Source organism: Vibrio sp. Isolate30, assembly GCF_022397975.1.
GTDB classification, from domain to species: domain Bacteria; phylum Pseudomonadota; class Gammaproteobacteria; order Enterobacterales; family Vibrionaceae; genus Vibrio; species Vibrio fortis.
In genome coordinates, this window is record NZ_JAKEUS010000002.1 from 485,429 (window position 1) to 498,497 (window position 13,069).

Below are 13,069 nucleotides of genomic sequence, written 5' to 3' on the forward strand. Positions count from 1 at the left end.
GATCACGTATAATCTCTGCCAAATTTAATGTAGAGACAATTTTGATGATTAATATTGGTCAAATAAACAACTTAGAAGTAGTAAAACAGGCAGATTTCGGTGTATTCCTTGACGCAAGCGACTATGGAACCGTGTTGCTACCAAAGAAATTTACTCCTGAAGGCGTTGAAATTGGTCAAAAATTAGATGTGCTGCTTTACATCGATTCAGATAATCAGATTGCAGCGACTACAGAAACTCCAATTGCACAAGTGGGCGAGTGGGGTTTGATGCAAGTAGAAGGCGTGAACAGTACGGGTGCTTTCGTTAACTGGGGCATCAAAGGCAAAGACCTGTTGGTACCATTTAGTGAACAGCGTGGTCGACTGCATGAAGGTCAATCTATTCTTGTTTATGTTTATATTGATAAAGCGTCTAGCCGTATTGTAGGCACAACGAAATTTAACAAGCTGCTAGATAACACACCGGCAAACTACAAGCGTAACCAACAGGTAGATTTGATCATTGCTGAGCGCAGCCAACTGGGTTACAAAGCAATCGTAAACGGCGAACACTGGGGGATGATTTTCCCATCAGATGTGATTGGCAAACTTTTCATCGGTAAAACACTGAAAGGGTACATCAAGAACATCCGCGAAGAAGACGGCAAGATCGATCTGTCTTTGCAGAAAGTGGGTGTGGCGAAGATGGACGATTTGAGTGTTAAGATTCTCGATCTATTAGAGAAAAAAGGCGGTTTCTTACCGCTGAATGATAAGTCTTCACCAGATGCTATCTTCTCTGCTTTCCGTACCAGTAAGGGTACATTCAAGAAAACGATCGGCGGCTTATACAAAGCGGGTAAAATCTCGATTGATAAAGAAGGCATTACTTTAGTTAAGTAACGCACTTTGTTTAGATAGGACTTATTTAAGTTCGTGTTTGTGAAGGAGCTCTTTATGGGCTCCTTTTGTTTGTCACAAAACAAAAAAAAGCCCAAACGTTCCTGTCCGGGCTTAGGGGAAAGGGCTCCGAGGAGCCGACGCTTACAGCGCTATTTATCTGTCTGATAGGTCAAGTTTAGTCGATTTTTACCAAATGGCGATTTATTCCCTTTAAAAGCAGATATATTTATTAATAGTTTTAATAACAGTAGCATTTGACGATATGCATCAGAGTTACTTTTGAATCACCTTATCTCGCTCCGATAGAAACAAAAAAGCCCGATATCACATCAACACAAGAGTGCAATATCGGGCTTTTATGGTTTTATGCGTAGGAGTTAGAACAAGTTTTTATCTCGAACTAATTCTCGAGGGAGGCCGTTTTTAATTCGGTTACCGACCCACTTCCCAAGGCCAATAATTGCCCCTTCAAATTTAACAAGAACTTCACCTTTACCTGATAAACCTTCAGGGCGAACGTCGCGTCCCATGAACCACTCACGAGCATCTTCAACGGTTAGCTCAACGACATTCGATTCGTTTCCTTTAGCCAAGGATGTTGCGACTTGATGCTGCCAGCGATAGCCTTTCTTATGTGTCTCGGCGATCTTGATGCCCATGCGCGAGAATCGTAGCTCGCCAATCATAGGCTCAAGTGCAGCCGGGAATAACCACACATCCTTGTCGCGTAGCCAAACCTGAGCGTCTGTTGGTAGTGAGATATCTAAAGCAGTATTGAGGTGATCCTCAACTTCTTGTTGTATTTTTTTCGACGCTTTTTCAAATGGGAATTTACCCATGCGCTTTTTCACTTGGGGTGGTGTTACAGAAGCCACCTTGCGTATACGAGCCACGAAGAAACCTTCTGAATCGTATACTTGTGGGAAGATATGTAGGAATCCTTCTTCAGTTAGGGCCGCTTTGGCATCCTCGAATAAACCTTCAAGAGACTCGAACTCCACGGCATCACCAAAGGTTTCTTTTAAGTGGTGACAAACTTGTTGGTTCTCTTCTGTACTCAGAGTACATGTTGAATAAACCAGAACCCCATCGGTTTTAAGTGCATGGAAAGCACTCTCAATCAAATCTTTTTGTGTGTTCGCGATATCGACTACTGAGTCGTAGGTCCAGTTTTTCATCGCGTCTGCATCTTTGCGTACAGTACCTTCTCCAGAGCATGGCGTGTCGAGCAAAACTGCATCAAAGGTCTCTGGTAACCAGCCACCAAATACACGGCCATCAAAGTTACTCAACGCCGCGTTGCGAACACCACAGCGTTCGATGTTAGCATGAAGGACTTTTACACGACTTGCTGCGTATTCGTTGGCAACCAGAACGCCTTCGTTATTCATTAAAGCAGCGATCTGTGTTGTTTTAGAGCCTGGCGCCGCCGCGGTATCCAGAACAGCACTATATTCTTCATTTCCAAAGAACAGTGCTGAAGGCGGCATCATAGAGCTGGCTTCTTGAATGTAGAAAAGACCAGACATATGCTCAGATGTATTTCCAAGTGGGACTACACTCTCATCTGCTGTGATCCAAAATCCAGTGTCACACCATGGCACCGCTTCTAGTTCCCAGCCTTTGTCTTTTGCACGCGCTAAGAAGTCTTCAACACTGATCTTGAGTGTGTTGACTCGAATGCTTTTGCGTAGTGGTTTTTGGCATGACTCGATAAATGAAGCCATGTCCAGATGACTCGGCATAAAGGTTTCGATGTGAGTAAGAAACTCTTTGGGGATATAGACGTTAGCGTGCAAGGGTTTATCTCGGCTGTGACTTGAATGCGACAAGTTTAAAGCAAAAAGGTTGAGTGCTAAACCACAATTGACCCAGATAATAAAAATGCAGCCAATTGGCTGCATTTACGTTTAATTATTGTTCGCTTTGAACCTTTTGGTTGACTAAGGCTTCGGAATAGCGGTACGCCACATTTTCCAGTCATCTTCCGCTTGCGGGTAAAGGTAGAAAGATTGATCTTCTGCTGCTTGTGGTTGGAGTTTATCTGTTGGAGGTGTAGCAAAAGTGATACCACCGCGCAGTAAGCTTTCAACCGTACCAGCTTTGATATTCGCACCAGACAGGCCAATAGAGACGTCGACACCTGATACGTTCCAGAACACGCTATTGGCGCGAACTAAGTAGGCATATTCAGAGTCAATGCGAATCGTTGAGATAATACGATCAGCGAATTCACCCAGGCGAACATCAATCACAGAGCCAATCTCTAATTCGCGGAATAGAATAGGGGTGCCTTTGGTCACAGAGCCACGAGATTCGCTCTGAAGCACAAACACTTTTCCTTGAGATGCAATCGGTGCATCGTCTAACACAAACTGATTAGTGTGCTTGCCTGAGCCAGGCTCAACACTAATGTGCTTAGACAGCAGCGCCGAAACGTTTTTAATACCGCTCAGCCCAATCTCAGGGCTCGCCAACCAGAAATGACTACTCTGTACCGCAATTTTGTCGACATACTCCGGCAGGATTCGAGCGGTGATCTCAATACCCTTGCGGTTGAAGTTAGGAACGACGAGCGTCACTTCACCAACGGTCACACCTTGGTATTTAATCGGTGTTCCTTTTGCCACCTCGATATCACCACCAGCGACTAACTGAATCGCACGGCCAAACTTACGAGCTGTCTTAGCATTTTCATAGAGCTTCCAAGAAGAACCAACCTTATTATCGATGCCAGGCAAAGAGTCAAAGGCAATACCACCTTGAATCAGAGTTTTCATTGGAGCTGCAGTGATATTCACACCGGCTAAAGAGGCATCGACTTCAACACCTGAACGATTCCAAAAGACTGTTTGAGCTGTAATTAAATGCGTGTAGCGATTTTCAACCTTGGCTTTGATCTTCACGCCGCCGTCAGATAGTTGGAAGTCGGAAACGGTACCCACCTCAAGATTTCTATAAAGAATTGGGCTGCCTTTCGAGATAGGCGGTAGCTCATTGGCAAACAAAGTGATCGACTTAGAACCACTGTGATTAAGCTTTGCCAATTCAGCCAATGATTTGCTTTGGAACAGTTGATAGTTTGGTTGTACTTTAGCTTGGCCTTCACTTACAAAGCTGATAGAGCCAGTCAACAGTTGTTTGGCTGGTGGAACTGTGACACTCAAGCCGGATTCCGTGAGCTCTGCAGTGGCGCTGCCCGTCACGAAGAAACGGTTATTGCTCTTGATAAGATGCGCGTATTGGTTGTCGATTAGCGCGTCCATGTAAACTTCGTGCCTATCACTTCCAGTACCGACTCCGTCAACAAGACCCACTTCAATGATCGAGCCAACTGCAATGCCTTTGTAGAGCAGGTTCGTCCCAACATCTAGACCAAATGAGTTGTTTGATGTCAGGCGAATTGCAACAGACTTTTCTTGTTGTTGGTTGTATTCGTGTTTACGAATCGCGGTAAATTGACGCGCTTTGTCACCTTCTCCCGGTACTAGTGTAAGGAAATTCCCCGTGACCAAGTTGCCAATGTTCTCTACACCCGTTAAAGATAGCTTGGCTTCTTCTAAGATGAATTTACTGCCTGAGTTTAAGAAATCGCTGAACGCAGGTTGAATTGCAGCAGAGGCAACCACATTTTCGCGACCTTTACTCAGTGAAAGGTCGGTAACCTGACCAATTTCGATACCGCGGTACATAATTGGCGCACCCGTTGCGCTGATGTTGTTGTCATCAGGCACGGCAATCTTGACCGAGATACCACGTCCAGCCGTCTTTAGATCTGGGTAGAGCTTGAACTTGGTATTCATTTCGACAGGCTGACCTTCCCCTGGTGAATCAACCGCAATTGAACCTCCAAGTAGGGCACTGAGACTCTCTAAACGCACGTCGACGCCAGAAAAACCAATACTTGCTCCTAAGCCACTAACGTTCCAGAAGCGGCTTTGGTCGGTGATGATGTGGCTGTATTCATCTTTAATTGCTGCTTGAATCGTTACCGATTTACCGCTTTCATTAAGTTGATAGTTGTAAACCTCACCAATTGGGATTTTGCGGTAAACGATTTGAGAGCCCACCGACACACCACCGAGGTCTTTCGCGGTCAACATGATGTTTAAGCCTTGCGAAGCGAGCAGGTCTGAAGGTGAAGACTCTAAAGCGGTGAATACTGTTTCTGGCTCTTGCTCGGTTTCACTTGGATGAATCGCAATGTAATTACCAGACACCAAGGCATCCAGCCCTGATATTCCAGACAGGCTCGCGGTTGGTTTTACTAACCAAAATCGCGTGCCTTTACTAAGGAGTTTTTTCGCCTCTGGGTAGATGTCTGCGTCAACGTAGATGCTCTCAAGATCTTCAGAGAGTGTAATATCTCGTACCATACCGACTTCGAGGCCTTGGTATCGAATGGTAGTTCTACCAGCGATTAAACCTGCCGCATCTGAGAAGTAGATCTGTACACGCTGCCCTGCATCATGAATTGACTTCATCACCAACCAGCCGGCTAGTGCGACGGTCAGTATCGGAAGAATCCACAGAGGTGAAATACCTTTGTTTTTCCTGATATCAGGTGAGTACGACGTTTGTGATTGGTTATTGTTGTTCATTCACTGACCCATCATTAGAGGTGTGGTTATCCCAAATAAGCCTAGGATCTAAGCTTTCAGCGGCGAGCATGGTAAGTACCACTACAACGCCAAAAGCCACAGCACCATATCCTGGTGTAAAATTAAGAATTTGACCGCGGTCGACTAATGTCATCATGATTGAGATAACAAATAGATCCATTACAGACCATTTGCCAATCCACTTTACGATGAAATAGATCGTCATACGCTGACGGCGGTAGAGCGTCCTTTTCACTTGAATACATATAAGAATGTAGGCAAGCCCTAAAATCTTAGCGACAGGCACGACGATACTGGCGATAAAAATGATCGCGGCAATGCCGTACATTTCGCTGTTTACCAATGAGGCGACACCAGAGATTATTGTATCTTCGAGGCGTTGGCCGTTGGTAATCAGTATTGAAATAGGGATGACGTTGGCAGGTATGATTGCAACAGATGCAGCAATCAGTAGACACCATGTCTTTTGAATCGAATAGGGTTTGCGATGATAAAGCTGGTGATGACAACGCACACAATTTTCTCCCTCTGGTTGAGAGAGGTGACAATTATGACAATGGACACTTTTAGAAGTATCAAAATTAAATGTAGCCTCTGCTTTCCATGCTTCCCAATATCGGCGAACACTAATTCGGCTCACTAGAAGGACACTAAACAGCTGTAGAAGCAGCAGGCCGATAAGCCCCGGACCGACAAAAATATCGGAATAGTCTTGGAGCTTAAAACAAGAGACCGCAACACTGACCAAGAATACATCTAGCATCATCCAATGTTTGAGAGTTTGGACGATGGCTAGTGAATAACGAAATGGCGTAAACCACTTCATGTCTAAAGCAAGGTGAGCGAGCAATACTGAGCTACATACAAGAAATGGCGCAATTGAACTACAAAATAGAATTAATAGCCCAAGGAGCGGGAAACCTTCCGCCATCAACGTAAATACACCAGAAGGGAGCGTCGCGGGGATCATCACACCAATCAGACGAATACTAATGTAATCGAAAAAGTGCGATGGAATGAACAACAGTAGACAGGTGACAGCTATCGCTAGATTGCCTGATAAGCTCGGGGATCCGCCTCGATAAAGCTGAGTGCCGCAACGAGGGCAGTATGCTGATTTGCCGCTAGGAACATCGGTTTTGTCTACCGGTAACTCGCACCCTTGGCAAAGGCGCACATTTTGTGGTTCGTTCTGATGACGTTCGGATAATGGAACGGTTTGAGTTGGTGTTTTAGAAGTGGAGGCCATAAGACCTCCATTCATTAATTTGATTGCTGTGGGTTAAAAACGAGTGATGGTGTATTGGGCAAGCTGTGAACTTGCCCTTATCTGTTGGTGAACAAATATTAGGCGTGAGATTGCACACTCCCATAGAGTGTTTGATACAGTCCTTGTTGTTCAACCAATTCACCATGTGTACCCGTTTGTGTTACCTGCCCATCTTCTAATACATAGATGAGATCAGCTTGTTTTACCGCTGAAAGTCGGTGCGCAACAATCAATGTTGTGCGATCTTTCAAAAATTCACTTAACGCTTTATGCAGAGCGGCTTCGGTTGCAGTATCGAGCGCAGACGTCGCTTCGTCGAGAATAACAAACTTAGGATTACTCAACACCATTCGAGCAATTGCCAAGCGCTGTCTTTGTCCACCGGATAGGCGAACCCCATTCTTGCCGATTTGTGTATCTAGCCCATCACTTAATTGCGCAATAACGTCTTGCATCTGGGCGATATCTAGCGCACGCCATAACGACATTTCGTCGTAATCTGCTCCAAGGGTCAGATTATGCCTTAATGTATCGTTGAAGAGTATAGGCTGTTGTAAAACAACGGCTATTTGATTTCGAATTACATCAAAGCTGATGTCATCCGTCGTCTCGCCATTGTATTTTATATGGCCTGAATCTGCGCGATAAACCCCAATCAGCAGTTGGATGAGTGTAGATTTACCACCGCCACTGGCACCTACCAGTGCGACTTTCTTACCCGCTGGAATTGAGAGTGAAAGCCGGTTTAAAACAGTGTTTTCTAAAGTGTAAGAGAATGTAACATTTTCAATATCAACAGACACTTCTTTATTTTCAGAAAATGGGTTCACTTTACTGACAGGGCGGTGCTCTTCTTCAAGTGTCAGTAAGTCATTAATACGCTTCAGTGCGGCCTTAGCGCTGTACCAAGAGAACTGAATACCAAGTAGTTCTTGTACAGGGCCTAACATAAACCATAGGTAACCAAATACCGCAAAGATTTGGCCGATGGTCAGATCGCTAAACAAGACCATCAACATCGCGACAGCTCTAAACAGTTCAAAGCCGAGCAAAAACAGAAGGAACGATAATCGACCTGCTGCTTCCGATTGCCAAGCGTATTTGTCGGCATCAATTCGAACTTGATCAGCTTGCTGCTTTAGTTCGTCGAGGAAAATACGTTCCTTATTGGCCGCTCTTAATTGATAAATGCCATCGAGAGTTTCGACCAAACGGTTCTGGAAGCGCTCAAATGACTGGTTTTCATGTTTCTTAAGGTGTTTGACCTTACTACCAAGCTTTCGCGAGAAATAGATAACAACAGGGTTAACCAATAAAATGAACAGGCCTAAGCGCCATTCCAACCACAGTAAGACAATGGATGTGCCTAGGACGGTGAGAAAACTAATAAGGAATTTAGACAGTGTTGAACCAATAAATTTATCGATGGTCTCTATGTCAGTGATTAAGTGAGCATTGATGCCACCGCTGCCTTTGGTTTCGTATTGTCTGATACTGATGCGACCAAGCTTGTCGATCATCTTACTGCGCATCTGATAAGTGATCGTTTTGGATACAAGAGTAAATTGTCGACCTTGAAGAATGTTCAGTCCTTGACTAACTGTGCGCATCACAATGACCAATAGGAGTGTCAGTGCAATGTAACCGGTAGGCGTTTGCATTGAAGCTGGCAATAGATGATTCATCATATCTAGGCCAGATGCAGGCTTGTCGAGTAAGACTTCATCAACCATTAAAGGCATTAAGAGTGGGATAGGGACGCTGATAAGTGTGGCGATAATGGCAATAATGTTGGCAAACACCAGTTTGGACTTGTGTTTTTTTACTTGAGTTATAAGCCAAGCGCGGCTAATAGTGTCATCTGAATTGGTCATTTTAATGAGAATAAGTCCTATTTGGGTTGGTGGCCGCATTCTACTGCGTTCTCTTAATAATGGAAGTCTCAATTTAATTGGAAGTTAATATGAAAATAGAACATTACCATCGCTTAACCAAACAAGCCGTCGCTTTAATCGAATCAGAAACCGATATGATCGCAAATTTGTCAAATATCAGTGCATTACTGGCGATGGAACTTGACGATCTTAACTGGGCTGGCTTTTACTTAATGAAAGGCGATGAGTTGGTTCTTGGCCCATTTCAAGGTAAGCCTGCGTGTGTTCGTATTCCAATTGGCCGCGGAGTATGTGGAACGGCAGTAGCAACAAACTCTGTACAACGTATATACGACGTACATGAGTTCGAAGGTCACATTGCTTGTGATGCCGCTAGTAACTCAGAGATCGTAATCCCATTCTCTATTAATGGTGAAATTGCTGGTGTACTTGATATCGATAGCCCAAATGTTGGTCGATTTAGTGAAATTGACGAGGAAGGACTGACATTTTTCATGGCAGAAGTGGAAAAGCTGCTTAATTCGCATACGAACAAGGCATAAATTATTCTCTTACTGTGGTTTTTCCCAAGCATCTCTCTATAATACGTAAAAATATTTTCTTAATGCTCGCGGAAAAACCGCAAAAACCAGGAACCCTCATGGAAAACACTGAAAAGTTAAAAAACAGCAAAGAAGTTATCGCATATATTGCTGAATGTTTCCCTAAATGCTTTACTTTAGAAGGTGAAGCTAAACCACTTAAAATTGGTATTTTTCAAGATCTTGCTGAACGTCTAAATGAAGACGAGAAAGTAAGCAAGACTCAGCTACGTGCAGCGTTAAGACAGTACACTTCATCATGGCGTTACCTGCACGGCGTAAAAGCTGGTGCAGAGCGTGTTGACCTAGATGGCAACGCATGTGGTGTTCTAGAAGAAGAGCACGTAGAGCACGCTAAAGCGACTCTTGCAGAAAGCAAAGCGAAAGTACAAGCTCGTCGTAAAGAGCAAGCGCAAAAAGCTCGCGAAGAGAACAAAGCAAAACCAAAGGCGAAGAAAGCTCAACAGCCTCGTCGTCAAGCACCAAAAGCTCCAAAAGTAGAAAAGCCTGTTGAAACACGCGCTCTAAATGCTGACGAATTCGTTACTGGCAAAGAAGTGAATGTGAACATGGGTAAAGGAAACATGGCTGCGACCATTGTTGAAATCAATAAGGAAGATGTACGTGTTCAGTTAGCAAACGGCCTACAAATGGTTGTTAAAGCGGAGCACTTGCGCGCTTAAAGGAGATACTCCTACGCATGAAATGCCGTTCAAAATTGACACTGATTGCTGCTAGCTTTTGGCTAGCAGCTTCAGCTCAGGCTCTCGAAGCCAAACTCGATCAGGATGATTTACCTCTACTCGCTCCTGAAGTCCAACATGAAACCGCGAGTAAACGTGTCACTTCTCGTTTCACACGTTCTCACTATAAACACTTCAATCTCAACGACGATTTCTCTCAAGCTATTTTTAATCGTTACCTAGAGATGCTCGATTACAACCGCAATATCTTCACTCAGGCGGATATCGACTCTTTTACTTCAAAAGCCATTCAGCTTGATGATCAACTAAAAGCCGGTAATAACCAGATTGCTTTTGATGTTTACAATCTATCAATGCAAAAGCGTTTTGAGCGTTTTCAATATGCGCTGTCTTTGCTTGATGAAGAGATTAAGTTTGATGTAGATGAAAGCATTGAACTCGACCGCAGTGAAGCAGCTTGGCCTAGAGATACCGCAGAAGTGAATGAACTTTGGCGCAAACGTGTTAAATACGATGCGTTAAATCTTAAGCTGACTGGAAAAGAGTGGCCTGAAATTCAAGAAGTTTTGGAAAAGCGTTATAACAATGCGATGAAGCGAATCACGCAATCGCATAACGAAGATGCTTTCCAGATCTACATGAATGCATTTGCTCGTGAAGTTGATCCGCATACTAGCTACTTATCACCACGTAATGCAGAGCAGTTCCAATCTGAAATGAATCTTTCATTGGAAGGAATTGGAGCAGTATTGCAAATGACGGATGACTACACGGTTATTCGTTCATTAGTGGCTGGTGGTCCTGCATCTAACAGCAAGCAGTTAGGTGAGGGTGACCGTATAGTTGGTGTCGGGCAAGATGGCGAAGAGATCGTAGATGTTATTGGCTGGCGACTTGATGACGTTGTTCAATTAATCAAAGGTCCAAAAGGGACTAAGGTTAAGCTTCAGATCTTGCCTGACGGTAAAGATGCAAAAAGTCACGTTGTCACAATTGTACGCGATAAGATTCGTCTCGAAGACAGGGCTGTTAAGTCTGAAGTGATTGAGAAAGACGGCAAGAAGATTGGTGTACTTGAAGTACCGAGTTTCTATGTTGGCCTTTCAAAAGATACTGATAAGCTGATTACTGAGCTTAAGAAACAAGATGTTGACGGCATCATTGTTGACCTTCGTAACAACGGTGGTGGTGCACTGACTGAGGCAACGGCACTTTCTGGCCTGTTTATTAAAGAAGGTCCAGTAGTTCAAGTTCGTGACAGCTATGGTCGTGTCAAAGTGAACAGCGATACTGATGGCGAAATCAGCTATCAAGGTCCGTTGACGGTTTTGATCAACCGATACAGTGCTTCAGCTTCGGAAATCTTTGCGGCGGCAATGCAAGATTACGGACGCGCGATCATCTTAGGTGAGAATTCATTTGGTAAAGGCACGGTACAACAGCACCGTTCACTGAATCATATCTACGATTTATTCGATAAAGAGCTAGGTTATGTTCAGTACACCATTCAGAAGTTCTATCGAATCAATGGCGGTAGTACACAAAATAAAGGTGTAGTTCCAGATATTGCTTATCCAACGCCAGTCGATCCTGCAGAAACAGGTGAGAGTGTAGAGGACAATGCGCTGCCTTGGGATAGTATCGACAAAGCAAAATACTCTGTGTTACAGCGTAACGATGAACAAATTGCAAAGTTGACAACACAACACCAAGCTCGTATTGCTAAAGATATGGAGTTCGGATTTATCGCTCAAGATATTGAAAAATATAAAGCCGATAAAGACGATAATACGCTTTCTCTAAACGAGAAAATGCGACAAGAAGAGACTGACACAGCAGAAGCACTTCGTTTAGAACGTATCAACCTGCGTCAAAAAGCTAACGGTGAAGAACCCTTTAAGACATTGGATGATGTGCCTAAAGACTACGAAGCCCCTGACGCTTACTTGGATGAGTCAGTTGCGATCATGCTAGATATGATCAATAAGTAACTCTTGTTGAGCGAAAAAAAGCGAGCCTTGTGCTCGCTTTTTTATTATCTATGGTTGCCACAAACATGCATCTTTTCCCTTTGGGATGACAAAAATGTTACTTCGTAAGTAAAATTTAGTGATTTGGATCATATTTTTCGCTTTATATGAATAACGTGCCTAAGCTTAAAGAAACATAAGGGGGCGCGTATGAAATGGATACTTCTGACACTATCTTGTCTATCATTTATCGCTACAGCCGGAGAAGGTGCTGCACCGACACCTACTGAGCCAACTCAACCAGCTAAGAGTGACAGTAATCTGTCGCACTTCGATCTTCCACTTTTGCTGGGTGATTGGTACCTACTTAACCCAAACCCTGAAGACGGTACTGAAGACTTCAGAGCAATTAAACTTACCCTTGATTCCAATTACACATTCAGTATCGATATTCAAAAGAAAGACTTTAGCGTTGATCATTGGGAAGGGATGTATAACGCCAATGGTGACACGATTATTCTCGGCCTAAACACGGCAGAACCACAGGTTTACTCATACAGCAGTAATCACAATATGCTGAATCTCAACGGTGTTTTGTTTACCAAAGCTCTACCCAATGCACTGGCAGGGATTTGGTCGAGTGCTGAATTATCAGGTAGTGATTTGAGAGCAAGTAATATTCAGAAGATGGATTTAGTTCTACAACCGGATTTCGTTTTCATGTTCAGAGTCTCTGATGAAACAGGTGATGAGATCGTGCAGCGCGGTGTTTATTACACAGAAGGCGACCAATTAGTTCTGCTTTATGAAGATGGTGAGCACGGTACACGCTATACCCTCAATAGTGACGTTTTAACACTCGAAGGTGAAGAGAGTGATATGTACGCTGTGCTCAACAGAATTCGTTAACGCTCTGTTTCTAAAGAAATTGTTAAAATGTGGAGTTATTTCCGTTTGATGGAAAATAGTAATCCAGCCCCCTTTACCAGTGTTAAATAACAAATCTGGTTAAAAAACTAGCAAATATAAGAGGCATTTATACCAAATGCCTCTTTTTGTTCATCTAGCCCTTGAGTTCTGACCAAACTGCCTTTAGATATATACAGTTATTTCAAATTTACGCATAACGATCAAAAGGAACAA

At 43.7% G+C, this 13,069-nt stretch carries 9 protein-coding genes; 5 read left to right on the forward strand and 4 right to left on the reverse strand.

The window, feature by feature from the left end; translation table 11 throughout:
* Positions 1-44 precede the first annotated feature (44 nt).
* Positions 45-884, forward strand: a complete 840-nt coding sequence (locus tag L1D60_RS09230; RefSeq protein WP_275665633.1) for a S1-like domain-containing RNA-binding protein — start codon at positions 45-47, stop codon at positions 882-884.
* Positions 885-1,261: 377 nt separating this feature from the next.
* Here the strand turns inward: L1D60_RS09230 and rsmF are convergent, their stop codons facing one another.
* From rsmF to L1D60_RS09250, 4 genes are all read right to left on the reverse strand, one after another.
* Positions 1,262-2,683 (reverse strand): 16S rRNA (cytosine(1407)-C(5))-methyltransferase RsmF, encoded by a 1,422-nt coding sequence (rsmF, locus tag L1D60_RS09235; RefSeq protein WP_239840814.1) that lies wholly within the window; start codon positions 2,681-2,683, stop codon positions 1,262-1,264.
* A gap of 144 nt (positions 2,684-2,827) precedes the next feature.
* Complete coding sequence (locus tag L1D60_RS09240) at positions 2,828-5,485, reverse strand: MlaD family protein (protein ID WP_239840815.1); 2,658 nt, start codon at positions 5,483-5,485, stop codon at positions 2,828-2,830.
* On the reverse strand, positions 5,472-6,755 hold the full coding sequence (locus L1D60_RS09245) for a paraquat-inducible protein A (RefSeq protein WP_239840816.1): 1,284 nt from the start codon (positions 6,753-6,755) through the stop codon (positions 5,472-5,474). The genes L1D60_RS09240 and L1D60_RS09245 overlap by 14 nt, the downstream gene beginning before the upstream one ends.
* A gap of 98 nt (positions 6,756-6,853) precedes the next feature.
* The gene (locus L1D60_RS09250) at positions 6,854-8,650 is read right to left on the reverse strand and encodes an ABC transporter ATP-binding protein (RefSeq protein ID WP_239840817.1); all 1,797 of its coding nucleotides are present in this window, start codon (positions 8,648-8,650) and stop codon (positions 6,854-6,856) included.
* 89 nt (positions 8,651-8,739) lie between these two features.
* Between L1D60_RS09250 and L1D60_RS09255 the strand changes: the two genes are divergently transcribed.
* The 4 genes from L1D60_RS09255 (at position 8,740) to L1D60_RS09270 (ending at position 12,835) form a co-directional block, all read left to right on the forward strand.
* On the forward strand, positions 8,740-9,213 hold the full coding sequence (locus tag L1D60_RS09255; protein ID WP_239840818.1) for a GAF domain-containing protein: 474 nt from the start codon (positions 8,740-8,742) through the stop codon (positions 9,211-9,213).
* A gap of 98 nt (positions 9,214-9,311) precedes the next feature.
* Positions 9,312-9,935 (forward strand): RNA chaperone ProQ, encoded by a 624-nt coding sequence (gene proQ, locus L1D60_RS09260; protein WP_239840819.1) that lies wholly within the window; start codon positions 9,312-9,314, stop codon positions 9,933-9,935.
* 17 nt (positions 9,936-9,952) lie between these two features.
* The gene (gene prc / locus L1D60_RS09265; protein WP_239840820.1) at positions 9,953-11,947 is read left to right on the forward strand and encodes a carboxy terminal-processing peptidase; all 1,995 of its coding nucleotides are present in this window, start codon (positions 9,953-9,955) and stop codon (positions 11,945-11,947) included.
* A 189-nt stretch (positions 11,948-12,136) separates the two neighbouring features.
* Positions 12,137-12,835, forward strand: coding sequence for a hypothetical protein (locus L1D60_RS09270; RefSeq protein WP_239840821.1), 699 nt, complete (start codon positions 12,137-12,139; stop codon positions 12,833-12,835).
* The last annotated feature ends 234 nt before the right edge of the window (positions 12,836-13,069 follow it).

Excerpts from the sequence above, each read along its gene's own strand:
- L1D60_RS09230 (WP_275665633.1), top strand. The coding sequence starts at position 45 with ATGATTAATATTGGTCAAATAAACAACTTAGAAGTAGTAAAACAGGCA.
- L1D60_RS09240 (WP_239840815.1), bottom strand. The coding sequence starts at position 5,485 with ATGAACAACAATAACCAATCACAAACGTCGTACTCACCTGATATCAGG.
- L1D60_RS09245 (WP_239840816.1), bottom strand. The coding sequence starts at position 6,755 with ATGGCCTCCACTTCTAAAACACCAACTCAAACCGTTCCATTATCCGAA.
- L1D60_RS09250 (WP_239840817.1), bottom strand. The coding sequence starts at position 8,650 with ATGACCAATTCAGATGACACTATTAGCCGCGCTTGGCTTATAACTCAA.
- L1D60_RS09255 (WP_239840818.1), top strand. The coding sequence starts at position 8,740 with ATGAAAATAGAACATTACCATCGCTTAACCAAACAAGCCGTCGCTTTA.
- proQ (WP_239840819.1), top strand. The coding sequence starts at position 9,312 with ATGGAAAACACTGAAAAGTTAAAAAACAGCAAAGAAGTTATCGCATAT.
- prc (WP_239840820.1), top strand. The coding sequence starts at position 9,953 with ATGAAATGCCGTTCAAAATTGACACTGATTGCTGCTAGCTTTTGGCTA.
- L1D60_RS09270 (WP_239840821.1), top strand. The coding sequence starts at position 12,137 with ATGAAATGGATACTTCTGACACTATCTTGTCTATCATTTATCGCTACA.